This window comes from Rhizobium sp. AN80A (assembly GCF_030053015.1).
GTDB classification, from domain to species: domain Bacteria; phylum Pseudomonadota; class Alphaproteobacteria; order Rhizobiales; family Rhizobiaceae; genus Rhizobium; species Rhizobium metallidurans.
On the sequence record NZ_JASJPX010000001.1, the window covers coordinates 753,363 to 773,067 of the forward strand.

Annotated in this window: 19 protein-coding genes; 14 read left to right on the forward strand and 5 right to left on the reverse strand. The window is 62.1% G+C overall.

What is annotated here, in order from left to right; all coding sequences use genetic code 11:
• Nucleotide 1 precedes the first annotated feature (1 nt).
• Both P3R82_RS03535 and P3R82_RS03540 read left to right on the forward strand, forming a co-directional pair.
• Entirely contained in the window at nt 2-1,531 is a 1,530-nt protein-coding gene (locus tag P3R82_RS03535; RefSeq protein ID WP_283193018.1) for an FGGY-family carbohydrate kinase, read from the forward strand.
• A gap of 59 nt (nt 1,532-1,590) precedes the next feature.
• The gene (locus tag P3R82_RS03540; RefSeq protein ID WP_283193019.1) at nt 1,591-3,312 is read left to right on the forward strand and encodes a glycerol-3-phosphate dehydrogenase/oxidase; all 1,722 of its coding nucleotides are present in this window, start codon (nt 1,591-1,593) and stop codon (nt 3,310-3,312) included.
• A 9-nt stretch (nt 3,313-3,321) separates the two neighbouring features.
• Here P3R82_RS03540 and P3R82_RS03545 read toward each other — a convergent pair whose 3' ends face one another.
• The gene (locus tag P3R82_RS03545) at nt 3,322-5,139 is read right to left on the reverse strand and encodes an EAL domain-containing protein (protein ID WP_283193503.1); all 1,818 of its coding nucleotides are present in this window, start codon (nt 5,137-5,139) and stop codon (nt 3,322-3,324) included.
• 162 nt (nt 5,140-5,301) lie between these two features.
• Nucleotides 5,302-5,553, reverse strand: a complete 252-nt coding sequence (locus tag P3R82_RS03550) for a DUF982 domain-containing protein (RefSeq protein ID WP_183898330.1) — start codon at nt 5,551-5,553, stop codon at nt 5,302-5,304.
• Nucleotides 5,554-5,719: 166 nt separating this feature from the next.
• Here P3R82_RS03550 and P3R82_RS03555 point away from each other — a divergent pair, with 166 nt between their 5' ends.
• From P3R82_RS03555 to P3R82_RS03575, 5 genes are all read left to right on the forward strand, one after another.
• Nucleotides 5,720-5,941 (forward strand): hypothetical protein, encoded by a 222-nt coding sequence (locus tag P3R82_RS03555; RefSeq protein WP_283193020.1) that lies wholly within the window; start codon nt 5,720-5,722, stop codon nt 5,939-5,941.
• 136 nt (nt 5,942-6,077) lie between these two features.
• The gene (locus P3R82_RS03560) at nt 6,078-6,677 is read left to right on the forward strand and encodes a nitroreductase family protein (protein ID WP_283193021.1); all 600 of its coding nucleotides are present in this window, start codon (nt 6,078-6,080) and stop codon (nt 6,675-6,677) included.
• A 111-nt stretch (nt 6,678-6,788) separates the two neighbouring features.
• A complete protein-coding gene (locus tag P3R82_RS03565) occupies nt 6,789-7,706 on the forward strand; it encodes a LysR family transcriptional regulator (protein WP_283193022.1) in 918 nt (305 codons plus the stop codon).
• A 110-nt stretch (nt 7,707-7,816) separates the two neighbouring features.
• Complete coding sequence (locus tag P3R82_RS03570) at nt 7,817-8,782, forward strand: glutathione S-transferase family protein (protein ID WP_283193023.1); 966 nt, start codon at nt 7,817-7,819, stop codon at nt 8,780-8,782.
• Between the two features lie 2 nt (nt 8,783-8,784).
• Nucleotides 8,785-9,399, forward strand: a complete 615-nt coding sequence (locus P3R82_RS03575) for a dienelactone hydrolase family protein (RefSeq protein WP_283193024.1) — start codon at nt 8,785-8,787, stop codon at nt 9,397-9,399.
• A 59-nt stretch (nt 9,400-9,458) separates the two neighbouring features.
• Here the strand turns inward: P3R82_RS03575 and P3R82_RS03580 are convergent, their stop codons facing one another.
• The 3 genes from P3R82_RS03580 to P3R82_RS03590 form a co-directional block, all read right to left on the reverse strand.
• Nucleotides 9,459-10,160, reverse strand: coding sequence for a RibD family protein (locus tag P3R82_RS03580; RefSeq protein WP_283193025.1), 702 nt, complete (start codon nt 10,158-10,160; stop codon nt 9,459-9,461).
• Nucleotides 10,157-10,558, reverse strand: a complete 402-nt coding sequence (locus P3R82_RS03585; protein ID WP_283193026.1) for a cupin domain-containing protein — start codon at nt 10,556-10,558, stop codon at nt 10,157-10,159. Before P3R82_RS03585 ends, P3R82_RS03580 begins: the two co-directional genes overlap by 4 nt.
• A 129-nt stretch (nt 10,559-10,687) precedes the next feature.
• A complete protein-coding gene (locus tag P3R82_RS03590; RefSeq protein WP_283193027.1) occupies nt 10,688-11,578 on the reverse strand; it encodes a LysR family transcriptional regulator in 891 nt (296 codons plus the stop codon).
• A gap of 176 nt (nt 11,579-11,754) precedes the next feature.
• Between P3R82_RS03590 and P3R82_RS03595 the strand changes: the two genes are divergently transcribed.
• The 7 genes from P3R82_RS03595 (at nt 11,755) to P3R82_RS03625 (ending at nt 19,705) form a co-directional block, all read left to right on the forward strand.
• Nucleotides 11,755-13,425: an amidohydrolase gene (locus P3R82_RS03595; protein WP_283193028.1), complete on the forward strand. Its 1,671-nt coding sequence runs from the start codon at nt 11,755-11,757 to the stop codon at nt 13,423-13,425.
• 117 nt (nt 13,426-13,542) lie between these two features.
• Complete coding sequence (locus P3R82_RS03600) at nt 13,543-14,643, forward strand: ABC transporter ATP-binding protein (RefSeq protein WP_283193029.1); 1,101 nt, start codon at nt 13,543-13,545, stop codon at nt 14,641-14,643.
• 1 nt (nt 14,644) lies between these two features.
• Entirely contained in the window at nt 14,645-15,565 is a 921-nt protein-coding gene (locus P3R82_RS03605) for an ABC transporter permease (RefSeq protein ID WP_283193030.1), read from the forward strand.
• A complete protein-coding gene (locus P3R82_RS03610; protein WP_283193031.1) occupies nt 15,558-16,358 on the forward strand; it encodes an ABC transporter permease in 801 nt (266 codons plus the stop codon). The genes P3R82_RS03605 and P3R82_RS03610 overlap by 8 nt, the downstream gene beginning before the upstream one ends.
• Before the next feature lie 22 nt (nt 16,359-16,380).
• Nucleotides 16,381-17,415, forward strand: coding sequence for an extracellular solute-binding protein (locus P3R82_RS03615; RefSeq protein ID WP_283193032.1), 1,035 nt, complete (start codon nt 16,381-16,383; stop codon nt 17,413-17,415).
• Between the two features lie 65 nt (nt 17,416-17,480).
• Nucleotides 17,481-18,512 carry a histone deacetylase family protein gene (locus tag P3R82_RS03620; protein WP_283193033.1) on the forward strand — a complete coding sequence of 344 codons (1,032 nt, stop codon included), beginning with the start codon at nt 17,481-17,483 and terminating at the stop codon, nt 18,510-18,512.
• Nucleotides 18,513-18,553: 41 nt separating this feature from the next.
• Nucleotides 18,554-19,705 (forward strand): serine hydrolase, encoded by a 1,152-nt coding sequence (locus P3R82_RS03625; RefSeq protein ID WP_283193034.1) that lies wholly within the window; start codon nt 18,554-18,556, stop codon nt 19,703-19,705.

Below are 19,705 nucleotides of genomic sequence, written 5' to 3' on the forward strand. Positions count from 1 at the left end.
AATGCCAAGTCTGCTTGGAATAGACAGCGGCCTCACCGTCACCAAGGCCGTGATCTTCGACGTCGACGGAACGCCGATCGCGGTTGCCCGCCGCCGCGTGACCCAGTTCATGCCGCATGCGCGCCATGTCGAGCGCGACATGAACGAACTCTGGACACAGACGGCCGACGCCATCCGCGAGGCCATCGAACTCAGCGGACGTCCCGCCGGCGACATCGCCGCGATCGCGGCCACCGCGCATGGCGACGGCATCTATCTGACCGACAAGACCAATGCCCCTCTCGGCCGGGCGCTTCTGTCGCTCGACAGCCGTTCGGTCGATATCGTCGAGGCCTGGCTTGCCAGTCCGCTCGCCGACGAGGCGCTTGAACTGACCGGGCAGGTCCCACATGTCTCGGCACCATCCGCACTGCTCGCCTGGATCAAAAAGCACGAGCCGGCGCGCTACAGAGAGATCGGCCATATCCTGTCGTGCAAGGACTGGCTACGCTTTTGCCTGAGTGGCGTGATCGGCACGGATCGCACCGAGGCGAGCACCTCGTTCACCAATGTTAGGACGCAGGACTACGATCTCGATGCCCTGAGATTGTTCGACATCGAGGAGATGGCGTCGGCCCTGCCGCCGATTTCCCGCTCGGACGAGATCATCGGCTACGTGACCGCGCAAACGGCGGAGCGTACCGGCCTGGCCGTCGGAACACCCGTCGTTGCCGGCCTGCACGACGTCACCGCCTCCGCGCTCGGTTCCGGCGGCTATGCCGATGACGTCGTCGCCGTCATCGCCGGCACCTACTCCATCAACGAGACGCTGTCGCCTCATCCGCGGATGGACCGCCGCTGGTTCTGCCGCAACGCCATCGAACCGGGCCAGTGGAACAACATGTCGATTTCGCCGGCATCGACGGCCAACTACGACTGGTTTCTCGACACGCTCTGCGCCAGCGAACGCCAGAGGGTCGAGGCATCCGGCGGTTCGGTTCACGCGCTGCTCGCGCCGGAGATCGAGGCCGCCTTCGAGCGTCCGCTGACCGCGCTCTTTCACCCCTATCTCTTCGGCTCACCCTATGGGGCGGCCGCCAGCGCCGGCTTCTTCGGCCTCGGCGGCTGGCACAATCGCGGCGACATGCTGCGCGCCGTGCTCGAGGGCATCGCCTTCAACCACCGCATTCATGTCGACGCCTTGCGGGATGGCTTCACCTTCAGTGAGGCGAGGCTTGCCGGCGGCATCTCGCGCAACAAGCGCGTCGTGCAGATGTTCGCCGACATTCTCGGCATGCCGGCAACGGTCACGGAAACCGACGAAGCGGCCGCCTGGGGTGCCGCCCTTTGCGCCGGCGCGGGTGCTGGCCTCTATGCAAGCCCTCGACATGATCCACGCGATACGGCGGCCATCGCGCACCGTTGCTATCCCGATGCGGCGCGAAGTGCCGCATACCAGGAACGCTATGATCTTTTCCGAGAGGTCGCCGACGCGATGGCGCCGATCTGGCCGAAGATCGGCAAGCTCACGGCGGACAAGGCATCGGCTTGAGATATGAACCGCGCCCGCCGGGCACGGTTCGCAGACGACATTCAGCAGGACGATTTCAGATGATCGATATTTCCGCCGCCAACACGCTTCGTTTCCAAGACCTCGGCGCGATCAAGGACATTGACGTCGTCATCCTCGGCGCGGGTATCAACGGTGCGGGAACGTTCCGCGACCTTTGCGTGCAGGGTGTCGACTGCCTGATCGTCGACAAGGCGGATTTCGGCTCCGGCACGAGTTCAGCGCCGTCACGCCTGATCCATGGCGGATTGAAATATCTGGAAACCGGCGAGTTCGGGCTGGTCGCGCAATCGACACTGGAGCGCAATCTACTGCTGCGCAACGCCCCGCATTGCGTCGAGCCGCTCCCGACCTTCATTCCCGTGTTCTCCTGGACGCGCGGCATCTGGGCGGCGCTGAGGACGCTGACGGGCTCGACCACGGCACCGCGCAGCCGTGGTGCCGTTCTCGTGAAGATCGGCCTGCGTATGTACGACTTCTTCGGCGCCCGCAACCGGGTGATGCCGAACCATCGCTTTCTGTTCAAGAAGAAGGCGCTGAAGGAGATGCCGCATGTCACGCCCGCCATCGTCGCGGGTGGCATCTACTACGACGCCAAGATCAGCCGCCCGGAACGCCTGGTCTACGAACTCGTGGCGGACGGGCTTCAGGCCAACGACAATGCGTTGGCGACCAACTTCACGACGCTGATCTCGTCGGAAAACGGCGTTCTCACCTTCAGGCGCGCGAATGGCGAGACGTTTTCCGTTCGCCCGAAGCTGGTCATCAACGCCGCCGGACCATGGATCGATCACGCCAACGCATCGCTCGACGCGCCCTCGAAGCTGATCGGCGGTACCAAGGGCTCGCATATCCTGCTCGATCATCCGGAACTGGTGAAAAGCCTTAACGGGCACATGATCTACTTCGAGGCCGATGACGGCCGCATCTGCCTGGTCTACGACTATCTCGGTCTCGCAATGGTCGGATCGACCGACATACCGGCGAACGATCCCGAGACGGTGCGCTGCGAGGAGCCGGAAATCCAGTATTTCCTCGAGAGTGTGCGCTCCCTTCTCCCTTCGCTGCGCTTAAGCCGCGATCAGGTGGTCTACACCTATAGCGGCATCCGTCCGCTGCCGGCCTCCGATGCCTCCTCTCCGGGCCTCATCAGCCGCGACCACTCGGCACCGGTGATGGAAGCGACGGCGGAGCGTCCTTTCCCCGTCGTTTCGCTGGTCGGGGGAAAGTGGACGACGTTCCGTGGCTTCTCCGAGGAGGTCGCCGATCTCGTGCTGAAGCGCCTGCAGCGTCAGCGTCGCCAGTCGACCCAGCAACTGGCAATCGGCGGCGGCCGGCAGTTTCCAGCCGATCCCGCTCAGCGTCGAGTATGGATAGAGGCAGCGGCGCGAAAGAGCGGCATCGATGTCACGCGCGCCGAAACGCTGCTGTCGCGATACGGCACCACGGCATCCGAAATCCTCGATCACGCTGCAACGTCACCCTATCGCGACAGCGACCGGCTTTCCGATGCCGGGCATTACAGCCTGCTGGAGATCGACTGGATCGCCCGGCGGGAATTCGTCGTCCACCTCTCCGATATCGTTCTTCGCCGGACAACGATTGCGATCGAGGGCGCGTTGACGATGGCGGGCCTGCAGGACATGGCAAGGGTTGCGGCTCAAGCGCTCGGCTGGGATACGGCGCGGACGGAAAGCGAAATCGACGACGTCGTGGTGACACTCGCGGATTTCCACGGGCAGGATCTCAGGCTTGCGGCCTGATCTCAGTCTTTACGCCTGACGTGACATCGCCTGCTCCTCAGGCGCCAGACACTGGCCGAACTCCTGCAACAGCCAGGCGGCCGAGTGGCGGTCGACCGCCTTGTGGAACAGATAGCCCTGCCCGAGCATGCACCCGAGCGCGCGCAGGTGTTCGGCCTGCATCTCCGTTTCAATTCCTTCGGCGACGACACGGATGCCAAGCTTCTCGGCGATCCCCATCAGGCCCTCGATGATCACGGCGCCCGCATCGCCGGGCACCAGGCGATCGACAAAGGACTTGTCGATCTTGATGATATCGACAGGCACGGTCAGCAGATGCGTCAGGGAGGCGAAGCCGGTGCCGAAATCGTCGAGCGCCACACGTAGCCCCTTCGAGCGCATGGCCTTTATCTCGCTTGCCACGACATGATCGCCCTGGCCGAGATAGACCGATTCGGTCACTTCGATGATGACGTGCTTCAAAGGTACACCTGACGCCGCGAAGGCGCTGTACAGCCGCTCCTGCAGGTCCCCGGCGTGAAAATCCGCCGCCGACAGGTTGATGCCGACATGCTGGAACGGCAGGCCCATATCGAGCCAGCGGCGGACATCGGCGGCCACGCGCGAAAGCATGCGCTCGGTCAACTCTGACGCGACCTGGGCATCCAGCGTCGCGTCGTGGAAGTTCGCGGCCGAGACGACATCGCCTGTATACGTGGTCATCCGGCAGAGTGCCTCAAAGCCAACGACCTCGCGCGTGTCGAGGCGCAGGATAGGCTGGTAGTGGGCATCGATGCGGTTTTGCGCCAGCGCCACACTGACATCGCGAATGGCGCGGAAGCGCCGCGTCAGGGCGGTGCCCAGCCCGGCATGATAGGCTGAATACTGGCCACGATTGCGCTCCTTGCCGTGATAGAGCGCCACATCCGCATTGTGCCGGACCTGATCGGGCGTGTCGTCGATCGCGGCAATCGCACCGCCGACGGTGGCGGCCGGAAAGATGACGTGGCTATCGCATTGGGCCGGTCTCTTGATCTCCCGCAAGATGTCCTCGGCCTTCGCGGCGAGGTCGGGTTCCGGGCCGTCATGCAGAATGACCGCGAACTCGTCGCCACCCAATCGGAAGGTCGTTTCGGTGGGCATGGTGGCGGCCATCCGGCGCGCCACGACCTGAATGAGCGCGTCACCCGCCCCATGACCGAATGTATCGTTCACCAGTTTCAGATTATCGACGTCGACAAGCAGCATGCCCCAGCTCCGATCGGCGGACCGGTGCTGTTGCTTGAGAACCTCGTTGAACCGTGCCCTGTTGGGCAGACCCGTCAAGGCGTCGGTATAGGTGAGCGCCTCACGCTCGAGTGCGCGTTCGTTTCTCTCCAGCGCGATCGCGCAAAGATGGACGCATGCGTCCACGATATCGCGCTCCAGCTGGCTCGGGCCGCGTCGTTCGCGAAAATAGAAGGCAAAGGTCGCGAGAACCCGGTCGCCACTCATGATCGGCGTCGACCAGCAGGCCTTGAAGCCGAGAGGCATCACCATGGCTTTGAAGTCCTGCCACCGAGCATCGTTTTCGATGTCTGTCACCGTGACAGGCACGCCATGATAGGCCGCCGTTCCACAGGAGCCGGCGAGCGGGCCGATGGCCATGTTGTCGATGGCTTGCGAATAGGCGGGAGGCAGCGATGGCCCTGCGAGCGGATGCATGCGCCCGTCCTTGACCGTCAGCACAGAACACACGGTCCATGGGATCGCAGCCTCCACGCGCGTGCACAGTTCATGCACGACGGCGCTCACCGGCTCGCCCTTGGCGATCATTTCGAGAATGGCGTTCTGCAGCGTCAGCATGATTGTCCCACTCGAGATTACGAAACCCACAGTGGCATGTGCTCGTTCAGATCGGATTGAATGCATCGTTAAAATTCTATCCTTGCGCCATATCTAAATAAGATTTTCCTGATTTTTAGTCTCAAGCCACGGGACCAGGAATTGACGACGCTGTGTCCGTTCTGGCTATCGCTCTTTCACGTAGACATTGGCCTCGACAGCGGCCGCGATGAACGCATTTCGCGCCTCCGAAGGTGGTCTCTTGCCGCTCAGAACCTGTTGGCAGGTGCGCTTGGCCGTCTTCAGACTGCGCCCGCGCGAAATCGGCCACGCCGTATTCAGCGCCGTCGCGGCTTCGCTCGTATTCGTCACTGTTCGAAATTCGCCGTATCTGCTCGCCTGGAAGTAGATCGGCCGGCTCCATCGTTTCGGGTCCATAACGCAATACCTCCGATACGGGTAAACGCGGGCGCGGTTGTGGCGTTCCAATATTTCAACGTCATGGTCGATAGCGGACGATCATAGACGATTTTGAGCGACTGTGCTTCGGCGGTCATAGCGCGGCATCCAATACGCGTTACGGTGGTGCGAAACGAGGGCGGGTATGATGACGAAGACGGACTGGCCGAAAGAAGCGCTGACATCGGAAGCAATGGAGATGTTGGATCGTGTTCTGAGACAATGGTGCACGGAACAGACTTGCGACGTGACCAGCGACCGTGGCCAGGCGACCGCCAAAGCGCTGATCGACTGGTTCGAATTCGGCGTGCGGGACGAAAAGGAGTTGGAGCGACTGGCGCGCGACGAAATGCCGTGGAAACCGTAGCCAAAAAAATCTTCAGCGCTTGGTGCAACGCAATATGCATCGTCGCCCGTATGGACTATCCCTTCTTGTCGGCCGCGTTTCACTGCTCCTCCCAGCGGTAGGGCGGCCGCATCCACATAAGAGGATAGTGCCCCACATGACCAATACACTGATTGAATCCATCAAGAAGCGCCGCAGCCAATATGCGCTCGGCAAGACCCTGCCGATCTCCCAGGACGAAGCCACCAAGCTCATCCAGGAAGCCGTCAAGCACACGCCGTCTTCCTTCAATTCGCAGAGCTCGCGTGTTCTGGTTCTCTACGGCGCGGAGAGCGACAAGCTCTGGGGCTTCGTGATGGACGCACTGCGCAAGATCGTCCCTGCCGACGCATTTGAATCGACCGAAAAGCGCATCAACAGCTTCGCCGCCGGCGCCGGCACCGTTCTCTTCTTCGAGGACCAGGACGTCGTGAAGGGCCTGCAGGAAAAGTTCGCGCTTTATGCCGACAACTTCCCAGTCTGGTCGGAACAGTCGAGCGGCATGACGCAATTCGCCGTCTGGTCGGCGCTCGCCGCATCCGACATCGGCGCCAGCCTGCAGCATTACAACCCGCTGGCCGACGCCGAGATCGCGGCCGAATGGAACATTCCGGCCTCGTGGAAGCTGCGCGCCCAGATGCCGTTCGGCGCCAACTCCGCCGCTTTCGGCGAAAAGGCGTTCATGGACGACAGCGATCGCTTCAAGGTCTTCGGCTGACAACGTCTTCCGGCGGCGCCATGCGCCGCCGTTATTCTTTGCCTCGGCAGCCACATGTCAGGCAGTCAACATTGGATGACCGTTACGGCGAGTTGGTAGGGGGACAACTACTTGGATCGTCTCGAATGCGACCGGATGTTCGTTGCCGTCATTGATACGGGAAGCTTCGCCGCCGCCGCAATCCGTCTCGGCACCAGCAGCGGCCAGGCTTCGAAGCTGGTCTCGCGGCTCGAGGCAAGCCTCGGCGTGCAACTGATCATGCGAACGACGCGCGCGCTGTCTCTTTCGGAGGCCGGACGCGCCTATTACGAACGCGTCAAATCGCTTCTCGAAGAATTCGACGCGCTCGATGCATCGGTACGCAATGCCTCGCGCGCGCCATCCGGCCGGCTGCGGATCACCGCGCCGATCACCTTCGGCACGACGCAACTCACCCCCGTGCTCAGTCAATTCGCGACGGCTTTCCCCGACATCAATCTCGACGTCAGCTTCTCCGATCGGACGGTCAATCTCGTCGACGAAGGATTTGATGCCGCCGTGCGCATCGGGCGACCCGACGATAGCAGCCTGATCGCGCGCAAGCTTTGCCCCGCGCGCATCGTGCTGGTCGCCGCCTCGTCCTATCTCGACCGCCGTGGTGTGCCTGTGACGCCGGCGGACCTGGCGGCTCATGACTGCATCATCGACACCAATTTCCGCGATCCGCTGAGCTGGCGGTTCCGCGACAAGGCCGGATCGCGGTCGCTGGTGGCGGAGGTTCGCGGACGCATACAGTTCTCGAACGCCGAGGCTTGCGTCGCGGCGGCCGAAGCGGGACTGGGCATCGCGCGCGTACCGAGTTTCGTTGCGGGCGCGCGGCTTCGTCTCAACGCGCTGCTTCCTCTGTTGTCTGACTTCGAGGATGAACCGCGCGGCCTTTACGCCGTCTATCCGCCTGCCCGGCATCTGGCGCCGAAAGTCAGAGTGCTCGTCGACTTCCTGGCGAACGCCTTTCGTGGCCAACCGGTGTGGGACAAGGACTGGACATGATTGTTTCCATTTCGGAAGGAAATATTATCTTCGTGACCGGATAATCATCAGTCTGGAACTGGGCCATATCTCCATCCGACAACGCGCAAGAACAGATCAGGAGTTCAGCCATGCTCGTGGATGGAAAGTGGACCGCCGATTGGCATCCCGTGCAGGCGACCGACGCCAAGGGCGGCTTCGTCCGGCAAATTTCGGGCTTCCGCAATTGGATCACCCCCGACGGCAGCGCCGGGCCTACCGGCGAGGCCGGGTTCAAGGCCGAGGCCGGTCGCTACCATCTCTATGTCGCGCTGATCTGCCCCTGGGCCTCGCGTACGCTGATCGGTCGCGCGCTGAAGAAGCTGGAAGATGTGATTTCGGTCTCGGTCGTCGAACCGGCTCTTTCCGATCAGGGTTGGCGCTTCGGCGACTATCCGGGCGCCAATCGCGATGAGCTCAACGGCGCCACCTACATGCACGAGATCTACACCAGCGCCGACCCGCAGTACACTGGTCGTGCGACCGTTCCCGTGCTCTGGGACAAGGAACGCCGCACTATCGTCAACAACGAGTCGGCGGATATCCTGCGGATGCTCAACTCCGGCTTCGGCGCACTTGCCGATGGCGCTTTGGATCTCTACCCCGAAGATCTGCGCGCCGAGATCGATGCTCTCAACGAGCGTATCTATCCACGGCTCAACAACGGCGTTTATCGCACCGGCTTCGCGACCACACAGGTCGCCTACGAGGAAGCCTTCGCCGACGTATTCGCGATGCTCGACGAACTGGACGCACGCCTCGAAGGGCAGCGACCATTCCTCTTCGGCACGCGACTGACAGAGGCCGACGTCCGGCTCTTCGTAACGCTGGTGCGCTTCGACGCGGCGTATAACGGGCTCTTCAAGTGCAATCTGCGCCGGCTGGCGGATTATCCCAACCTAACGCGTTACGTCGACAACATGCTTGCGATACCAAGCGTCCGCCAGACGGTCAGCATCGATCACATCAAGCACGGCTACTACTCGATCAAGGCGCTCAACCCGACAGGGATCGTGCCCGTCGGTCCGTTGCTTCCGTTCGCGATCCGAGAGGAATAGTCATGTCGACAACCGCATCTCCTATGCTCGTTATCATGCTCCACGGCGTCGGCTCGAGCGGCGCCGATCTCGCGCCCTTGGCCGATCTCTGGAAAAACGCCGTGCCCGGCGCCATCTTCGCGTCGCCGAATGCGCCAAGCCCGTCCAGCTTCGGCGCGGGTTATCAGTGGTTCAGCGTCGCCGGCGTGACCGAGGAGAACAGAAGCGGGCGCATCAAGGAGGCGCGCCCGGCCTTTGACGCAACCATATCGGCGATCATCAACGAGAACGGCTTTGCCGACCGGCTGGATCGGATCGTTCTGGTCGGCTTCTCGCAGGGCACCATCATGGCGCTCGACGCCGTGGCGTCGGGACGCTGGCCAGTCGGCGCCGTCGTCGGCTTCTCCGGCCGCCTCGCCTCGCCGCTTCCGCTTGCGCCAGCGGTCGGGACGCCCGTGCTGCTGGTGCACGGAAGCGCCGATCCGGTCATTCCGGCTGCTGAAACGACCCGCGCCGCAGCGGCCCTGCGGCCGCTTGGCATGAGCGTGGAGACGGTCATCGTTCCCGGGCTCGGTCATACGATTTCGGCTGAAGGCGCCGCCCGGGCCGTCTCGTTCATGGCCGAAGCGCTGAAATAATCCCCGGCTGCAAGCAAGACGTTGCGCCGTGCTCGGCGCGACGCTCTGCTTGAAAGCTGCTAGCTCGACGCCTTGACCGCGTATTTCAGGTGCAGAAGCCCGTCATCCAGCTTGTCGCAGGAGAGTAGCGAGAGTTCGCATTTTCCCGCCAGGCCATCCTGCTCGTATTCGATGACACGGTCGCTTCCCTTGCGCGCATCGACGGCCGGCGCCACGAGCAGGCTCAACTCGTCGACCAGCCCGGCCGCGAAGAACGAACCGTTGACGCCGGCACCGCCTTCCAGAAGCAGACGGCGGATGTTAAATTCGCGTCCCAGAGTTTCCAGCAAGCGGGCCAGATCCATCTCTTGGCCGTCGGAGACGATATAGGACACACCGTCGGCGACGAGCTCCGCGAGATGCTGATCGGAAACCTGCTTGCCGAGCAAGACGATCACATGGTCGCCATCGAAATCACCGCCGTTGAAATGCAGCTTGCCGTGCTGATCAACAGCAATGGCAAAGCTCCTGGCATCGGGCCTGGCAACATGCACCTTGCGGTCGACGTCAAATGGTCCCGCTGGCGCATGTGGACCAGCCTTCGACATTTCGGCCATCGTGACACGGCCGACCAGCCAGCCATCGGCGCCAAACGTCTTGTGTATGGCCTCATAGGCGGCCGACCATATTGCCCGGTTGCCATCCGGGCTGGCCGTCCAGCGGCTCGGATGAAGACCGCCGTCGAGCGAGGTGATCATGTGGCAGACGATGTAAGGCTTCATGGCGCATCCCGACCCTCGTATTCCAGATCCGTGACCTTCTCCATCCAGGTGACAGCGGACCCGTCCTTCATTTCCGCGATCGCCAGATGGCTCATGGCGCAGTTGGGCGCGGCGCCATGCCAATGCTTTTCGCCGGGCTCGAACCAGACGATATCGCCGGGGCGGATTTCCGCGATCGCTCCGCCCTCGCGCTGAGCCAAGCCGAGCCCCGACAGCACGATCAAGGTCTGCCCGAGAGGATGCGTATGCCACGCGGTGCGCGCGCCGGGCTCGAAGGTGACGGTCGCGCCGCTCAGATTTCCGCTACCGCTAAATCGCGCATCAAGTCGCACGGAACCGGTGAAATAGTCATCCGGCCCCTTCGCCGACGCCAGCGCGCCGCTTCTTTTAATCTCCACCGTCGCACTCCTATGAGCGTTTCACCTGTTGTCTCACGAGACGAAATAGGCCAGGCAATTGCCGAGGACTAGGTGCGCCGTTCCGCATGATGCTATGCGAGCGGTTCATAAACGGCTTGCGTCCTGTCGTCACCGATAGCGCAGGGCATCGACCAGAAGCGCGAAAGCGGGCGAAGCAAGGCGGCGGCTCGGATAATAAAGATGATAGCCGGGAAATGGCGTCGACCAGTCTTCCAGAACCGCTGTCAGCTTCCCCTCTTGAACCAATGGACCCAGGTGATCATCCGGCAGGCAGGTCAGCCCCAGGCCGCTGATCGCCGCGTCGATGATCATCGGCACGTCGTTGCAGATGAATTGCCCGTCCACGCGCACGTTGAGCGGTCGCCCATCCTTCTCGAATTCCCAGGCATAGAGGCCGCCGAGCGTGGGCAGCCGCAGGTTGATGCAGGTATGATGCGTCAGGTCATGTGGCGTCACCGGCCTTGGATGTCGCTTGAAATAGTCTGGCGATCCGGCGACCACCATCCGCAACTCCGGTCCGATCTTGACCGCGACCATATCCTTCTCGACCCGCTCCCCCAGCCGAACGCCGGCGTCGTAGCGTTCGGCCACCAGATCGATCAGCCTCTGCTCGATCGAAATCTCGATGCTGATGTCGGGATACTCCGCCATCAGCCGCTTTGCGACCGGCATGAGAATGGTCTCCGCGGCATGCCGGCTCGACGTGATGCGGATCGTACCGGCAGGCTTCTGCCGCATCGCGCTCAAGGCGTCGATCCGGCCGCGAATATCATTGAAGGCGGGCCGCAAAGTTTCGACGAGCTGCTCGCCCGCTTCCGTCGGCGAAACGTTTCGCGTCGTCCTCGTCAGCAGGCGCACACCCATCCGCTCCTCGAGGCGGCGAACCGTGTGGCTGAGGGAGGATTGCGATGTCCCGAGCTGTGCCGCCGCGCGCGTAAAGCTCCGCTCTTCAGCCACCATCAGAAAGGCGGCAAGATCTCCGAGTTCATCGCGCTTCATCCATGAATCCATCGCATAAGTTCGCGCGGAATTTAACATCTCGGTTATCGATATCGCCAGCGCTAATTTCCATCGAGACTAGCCGCGGTCCGCAAATCGGTTCCGCGCGAAAGCCGGTTGAATTCGATCCCGGCATCGGCTTAGCTCGCATGTATTCCTTCAGCAGCGAGCATCCCATGACATCGACGGCCGACATCATCGTAATCAACGCCCGCACTCTCACCCTCGATCCGGAACATTCGCGCGCCCAGGCGGTAGCACTCGGCGATGGAAAGATCATCGCCGTCGGCACGAACGAGGAGATCGAAGCACATCGCGACCCCGACACGCGCATCATCGACGCGCGCGGGAACACGGTTCTGCCAGGCTTCTCGGAAAATCACATGCACCTGTTTTCCGGCGCGGCCGAGCTGGATCATCTGCAGCTGAAGGGCGTGACAGGGATGGTCGCGCTAACCGACGCCATCGAAAACTACGCGCAGGGCCGCCAAGCGCAGAAGGTGCTTTTCGCGCAGGGCGCCGACTACAACATTCTCGGCGAGGCAGAGCCGCTGACCCGCCAGCACCTGGATGCTATCCTGCCGGCTCAGCCGCTTGTCCTCTTCGCACCCGATCATCACACGGCCTGGGCGAATACCGCGGCACTCGAGTTGGTCGGCATTCTTCACGGCGCCAATCTCGGACCCGGAAACGAGGTTGTGGTAGGCGCCGACGGTCTGGCTACCGGCGAACTCAGGGAGATGGAAGCCTTCAGCCCGCTTCAGGCGGCCGGAGGTTTCGATCGTTATCGGCTGGGCTTGTCTACGGGCGGTGAGCCCGAGCCCTATCCGGATGCCGCCCAGTGGGCGCAGGACATCGCCGTGATGCGCACCGGCCTTGCCTATTGTGCCCGCCACGGCATCACTACGGTCCAGAACATGGATGGCAATCTCTATCAGCTGCAGCTGCTCGCCGCGATCGAGAAAGAGGATGGCCACCTTCCCTGCCGCGTGCAGATCCCCTTCCATTTCAAGAACTTCATGTCGCTCGACATGCTGGAGAAAGCCTCAAGCATGATGGCGACCTACAAGAGCGACTGGCTCTCGTCCGGCCTCGTCAAGCTGTTCTACGATGGCGTGATCGAAAGCGGCACCGCCGTGATGGTCGAGCCCTACGCAGACAAGCCGGGTGACCGTGGCGAGGGCCTCTTCACGCCGGAAGCGTTTCGCGCGGTCGCAGTGGAGGCCGATCGGCGAGGCCTGCAGATCGCCGTTCACGCGATCGGCGACGGCGCCGTCCGGGCAGTGCTTGATGGCTACGCGGCGGCGCGCGAAGAGAACGGTGCGCGCGACAGCCGCCATCGCATCGAGCATATCGAAGTGGTGCACCCTGATGATATCAAGCGCTTCGCCGAACTCGGCGTCATCGCTTCCATGCAGCCTCCTCATCCACCCGGCTGCGCCGGCCTGCCCTTGGAGCCAACCATATCACGCATCGGCAGGGACCGCTGGCCGGTCAGCTATGCATGGTGCACGTTGAAGGACGCAGGTGCTCATATCTGCTTCGCTTCAGATTGGCCGGTTTCGCCGATTGACCCACTGGTCGGCCTCAAGGCGGCCGTCACGCGCAAGCGGTGGAGCGACAGCGATCCCGACCAGTCCTTCTCGCTGCCGGAGGCGCTCGCCGCCTATTGCGTGGAAGGCGCCTATGCCGAGTTCAAGGAGGATCGCAAGGGCATGATCAGGCAGGGTTACTTGGCCGACATCGTCATTCTCGACAGCGATATCGAGGCGATCGAGCCCGATGATCTCGATACCATCAAGCCGGTCACGACCATCTGCGGCGGCTACATTAGTTTTTCCGACTGATAAATATTTTCTACCGGAAGCGTAAAATCTGGTTGTCAACGCAGAACGCGTGTGGTCACCTAGCCAAAAGCCGAAAAGGCGGGAACAGCACCATCAGCAACCATGAGTAGGCCGCATATGGCGGGATTGAACGCGATTGAGATTCGCAGTGTTTCCAAGGTATTCGGCTTTGGTGAGTACGCCTTTTCCGCGGTAGACGACGCATCGGTTTCCATCCGACAGAACGAGTTTTTCACCCTTCTGGGGCCGTCTGGATGCGGCAAGACAACGCTGCTGCGCCTGATCGCCGGCTTTGAGTATCCGACGTCGGGTGAGATCATGCTCAACGGCGATAACATCGCCGCGATGCCGCCGTTCAAACGGCCGATCAACACGGTCTTCCAGAGCTACGCGCTTTTCCCGCACATGACGGTCGCCGAGAATATCGGCTTCGGCCTGACCATGCTGGGCCGACCGAAGCAGGAGGTCCGTGACCGGGTCGCGGTGATGTTGAAGCTGGTACGCATGGAAGCGCTCGCCAACCGGCGCACCAGCCAGATTTCCGGCGGCCAGCAGCAGCGTGTGGCGCTTGCCCGCGCGCTCGCACCGCAGCCGAAGGTGCTTCTGCTCGACGAGCCTCTGTCGGCGCTCGACTACAAGCTGCGCAAGGATATGCAGATTGAGCTGAAGCGCCTGCAAGCCGAAACCGGGATCACCTTCATCTTCGTCACCCACGACCAGGAAGAAGCGCTGACCATGTCGGATCGCATCGCCGTGATGTCGGCGGGAAAGATCCTGCAGGTCGGCAATCCGCGCGAGATCTACGATGCGCCGACCGACCGTTTCGTGGCCGACTTCATCGGCGAGACGAATTTCCTGAAGGGCCGCATTCACGCGGTGAATTCAGGGATCGCGGAGGTGGACACCGCCGCTGCCGGCCGCATTTCGGCGACAATGCCCAGCAATCTAGGCGAGGATGGAGAGGTCACCCTGGTGTTGCGACCCGAACACGCCGCCCTTTGCACACCGACCGATCATGCACGCTGCCAGATGACGGGCACGCTGGAGACGATCGTCTATTTCGGCACGGATACGCATTACCACGTTCGCCTCGCCGACAACGAAACCCTGTTCGCGCTGCGCGAGCAGAACAAGCCGCTGCAGGCGGCGCGGTACGCGGAGGGCGACAGGGTCGGCATCGCGATAGAGCCCAATGCCGCCAGGGTGCTGAGGAACTGACATGACCGATGTGGCGGACGTGATTGAGGCGGAGAAGAGCCGGGATATCCGGACACGCTGGCTTCTTTCGCTACCCGCCCTGCTGATCATCCTCGCCGCCGCGAGCGGCCCGCTTCTGATCGTCGTCGCCTATTCGTTTCTGACGCCAGGGCCTTACGGCGACGTTGTCTGGTTGCCATCCATCGAAGGATGGATCAGCGTCGCGCTGCAGCAGGACATTTTCGACGGTTCGCTGTCGCTGGCGGATGCCCATGTCTCGATCTTCATCCGCTCGGTCACCCTGTCGCTTGCCACCACGCTTCTGACGCTCGCCATCGGCTTTCCGACCGCCTATTTCATCGCCACCCGCCGGGAGACGACGCGCGAGCTCTGGCTGCTCCTGATCACGATCCCCTTCTGGACCAATCTTTTGATCCGCACCTTCGCGATCCTGGAGATCATTCGCAACGAAGGGCTGATCAACAGTTTGCTGCTTCGCTTCGGGATGATCTCGAAGCCGATCCAGATGCTTTTTACCGACGGTGCCATTCTCGCCGGCATGGTCTATGTCTACCTGCCTTTGATGGTCCTGCCGCTTTATGCCAGCATGGAGAAGATCGATTTCCGGCTGGTCGAGGCGGCATATGATCTTTACGCCACGCCGTCCAAGGTCTTGCGCCGCGTCATCATTCCGTTGGTCAAGCCGGGCATCATCGCAGGCTCCATCCTCGTCTTCATCCCGGCGCTGGGCGCCTATGTCACGCCGAGCATCCTCGGCGGCGGCAAGAACCTGATGCTCGGCAATCTGATCGAACTGCAGTTCGGGCAGGGGCGCAACTGGCCGCTGGGATCGGCATTGTCGATCACGCTGATGATGATCGTGATGATCGCCCTGCTCTTTTATGTGCGCAACGCCGGGGCGCAGGAGAACCGGCATGGCTAGATCCTTTTCCGTCAGGCGCCAACGCGGCTTCACCACTATCGCCATGGTCTGCTTCGCGGCGCTCTATCTGCCGATTGGAGTGCTGGTCTTTTATTCGTTCAACGCCGGCGAGTCGCTCGCCTCGTTCGACGGCGTGTCGTTGCGCTGGTTCGAGAAGGCTTTCGAGAACAGGCAGGTGATCGATGCTTCGCTGCGCTCGCTGCAGATCGCGACGATCGCCGCCGTCGTCTCGACGATCGCAGCCACGATGGCGGCGCTGGCGACCACGCGAACCGCGCCCTATCGCGGCCTGACGATCAAATACGCCTTCATTAACCAACCGCTGATGATCCCCGAAATCGTCACGGCCGTGGCGCTTCTGATCTTCTTCTCCCGCATCAAGATCTGGACCGGCTACTCCGGCCTCGGCTACCTCATTGCCGCGCATACGGCCTTCTGCATCCCCTTTGCCTATCTGCCGATCCGCGCGCGGCTCGAAAATATGGACCTGACGCTGGAGAAGGCGGCGGCCGACCTCTACGCCACGCCATGGAAGGCGTTCCGCCATGTCACCCTGCCGCTGCTGTGGCCGGGCATTCTCGCCGGTTTCATGCTCGCTTTCGTCATCTCGCTCGACGATGTCGTCATCACGGAGTTCGTCAAGTCCGCGGGCCAGGACACGCTTCCGACCTATATGCTCGGACAGATCCGCCGCTCCATCACACCTGAAATGAATGCGATCTCGACGCTGTTTCTCGGCCTGTCGATCCTCGTCGTTTCCATCTTCTTTGTCGTCAATCGAAAACGTGCCTGAAAACAAGAGAGGGAACATGCGCATGAAACGGATGACTTCGACAATCGCCCTGGTGGCGGCACTCCTTGGTACCGCGGGCCTCGCGCACGCCGAGGGTGAGCTCAACATCTACAACTGGGGCAACTACACCAGCCCTGAGATGATCAAGAAGTTCGAGGACAAATACAAGGTCAAGGTGACGATCACCGACTACGATTCCAACGACACGGCGCTCGCCAAGGTTCGCCAGGGCGGCTCCGGCTTCGACATGGTCGTACCCTCGCAGAACTACATTCCGATCTGGATTTCCGAGGGCCTGCTGCTCCAGACCGATCCGGACAAGATGGAAAATTTCAAGAACGTGGCCAAGGAGTGGGCCAATCCCGACTTCGACCCCGGCCGCAAATATACCGTTCCTTGGGCGATGGGCATCGTTGGCACCGTGGTGAATACCGACGTCTACAAGGGTGACATCAACACCTGGGGCATCATCTTCGACACGCCGTCGGAGCTGAAGGGCAAGGTCAACGTCGTCCCCGAAATGATCGACGTCATCGACGCGGCGGTGCTTTATAACGGCGGCAAGAAGTGCACAGGCGACCTTGCCGTGCTCAAGAAAGTGCGCGACACGCTGTTGAAGGCCAAGCCAGACTGGGTCGCCATGGAATACGGCACCATCGAGAAGATGGGCTCGGGCGACTTCGCCGCGTCCAGCGACTGGAACGGTTCGGCCTTCCGCCAGCGCCTCAAGAACCCCGCGATCAAGTTCGGGTACCCCAAGGAAGGCTTCGTCAACTGGAGCGACAACCTCGCCGTCCTCAAGGACGCGAAGAACGTCGAGAACGCCAAGCTGTTCCAGAACTTCATGATGGACCCGGAGAACGCGGGTATGAACTCCGGTTTCCACCGCTACGCGAACGGCATCGCCGGCTCCGACAAGTTCATGCCGGCGGACATGAAGGACGCGCCGGAGATCACTATTCCGGCGGAATTCGCGCCAGTCGGCGTGCCTTCCCAGACCTGCCCGCCTGAAGTTCAGGCGCTCTACACGAAGATCTGGACCGAATTGCAGAAATAGGCCCGGTCGCGCACCCCGCCCGTGATCGCGCGGGGTGCAATCCTTTCCAGACAACGGATATTTGCATGAAGACCGTCTTTTCTCCCCGTCATCGCGGGCATGCCGACCAGCTTGAGCTGGTGGCGGGCGCTATTGTTCCCGGTTTCGAGCTGACGTCGCGGGCGGAGTATATCGCCGCCCGCGTCACGGCGACCAAGCTCGGTAGGATCATCGAGCCCGTGGAGCATGACCTGACGACGGCGGCGCGGGTTCACCGCAAGGATTACCTCGACTTCCTGCCGACGATCTGGGACCGCTGGACGGCGGAGGGACGCTCTGGAACCGCGCTGCCGTTTACCTGGCCGACACGCGGCCTGCGCGGCGATGTGCGACCCGAATTCATCGATGGCCTGCTCGGCTACTACTCGTTCGATGCCGGCTGCGGCATCGTCCAGGGTTCCTGGGACGCGATCAAGTCCTCCTACGACGTAGCGCTGACAGCAGCCGGCCTGGTGCAATCAGGAGAACGCGCCGCTTTCGCGCTCTGCCGCCCGCCCGGCCACCATGCCGGCGCCGGATTCATGGGTGGTTATTGCTACATCAACAATGCCGCGGTGGCCGCGCAATGGCTGCGCGACAAGGGCGCCAAGCGGGTATCGATCCTCGACGTGGACTATCACCACGGCAACGGCACGCAGGAGATCTTCTACGCGCGCGACGATGTCCAGGTCATCAACCTGCATGCCGATCCGATGCAGGAGTACCCCTATTTTCTGGGCCATGCCGACGAACGGGGAGTGGGCGCCGGCGAGGGATTCAACCTCAACTACCCGATGCGCTTCGGTACCGACTGGACGAGGTGGAGCCAGTCGATGGAGGACGCCTGCGGCAGACTGCTTTCCTACGCCCCAGACGTGGTGGTCGTTTCGCTTGGCGTCGATACGTTCGAGAAGGATCCGATCAGCAGGTTCAAGCTCAGAACCGAGGATTTCCCGAAGATCGGCGAGCGGATCGCAAAGCTCGGGCTTCCGACCCTCTTCGTCATGGAAGGCGGCTATGCCGTCGAGGAGATCGGCGTCAACGTGGTGAGCGTGCTCACCGGTTTCGAAGGCGCCTGATTGCCGATTGGGATGAAAATCGAATGCCTGAGGATAAGCCCGTGACCACCTTCGATCGCGCGGATGTGACGCTCGCCAACTGGCGCACCGCCCCCCACAGCCGCTGGTCGTTCGAGCATGTCAGCGAGATCGTTCCCTCGGCGACGATACCGTGTGCGCGCGGCGCAGAACACGCCGGGCCAATCGGCTTCGACGCGCTATCAGGCATTTCGTTCGCGGGTGTGACGGATGCGCCTTCATCGCTACGGGAATTTCTGGCCGAGAGCGAAACAGATGAACTCGTGGTCATGAGAAACGGTAGCGTCATCGCCGACTGGTCGGCGCCGCATTCCGATCCAACGTGTCCACATATCATATTCTCCGTCTCCAAATCCCTGACCGGACTGCTCGCCGGAATTCTGGCGGACAAGGGCCTGCTCTCCTTTGAGAAGCCGATCGGCGTGTATGTGCCCGAAGTCATCGGTTCCGCTTATGCGGATGCAACGGTGCAGCAGCTTTTCGACATGGAGATCAGCGTCGATTTCGTGGAGAGTTATCTCGATACATCCGGCGGCTTCGAGCGCTATCGTCGCGCCACCGGCTGGAACCCCGAAAAGCCCGGCGATCCCGCGCCTGATCTGAAGCGCTTTATCTGCGGCATCGGCAAGGGTGCCGGACAACACGGCGAGAGGCACGCCTATCGCTCGCCCAACACCGACCTTGCCGGCATCGTTCTCGAACGGGCCGCGGGAACGCGGTTTGCATCGCTTCTCAGCGAGCATCTCTGGAAGGTCGTCGGTGCCGCGACGGACGCCTTCGTCACCGTTGACCGTATCGGCACAGCACGCGCGGCGGGCGGCATTTCGGCCACCGCGCGGGATCTGGCCCTGACGGGCGACCTCGTTCGCAGGCGCGGCGCCGGGATCATTTCAGCGGATTTCATCGCCGACCTCTGGTCGCGCAAGCGCCGTGAGGCATGGAAGGATGGAGATCAGCTGGATCTGTTTCCGGAGGGCAGCTATCGCAATTACTGGTATGAGACGGGCGCCGGAGAACTGGCGGCGATCGGTATTCATGGCCAGTGGATTTGGATTCACCCTGAAAGCGAAACCGTGATCGTCAAGCTGTCTTCGCAGCGCTTGCCGGTCGACCCGGCCCTCGACCAGGCGATCGTGCGGATGATGCGGGCGATCTGCGGCGCTTGGAGCCGGTGA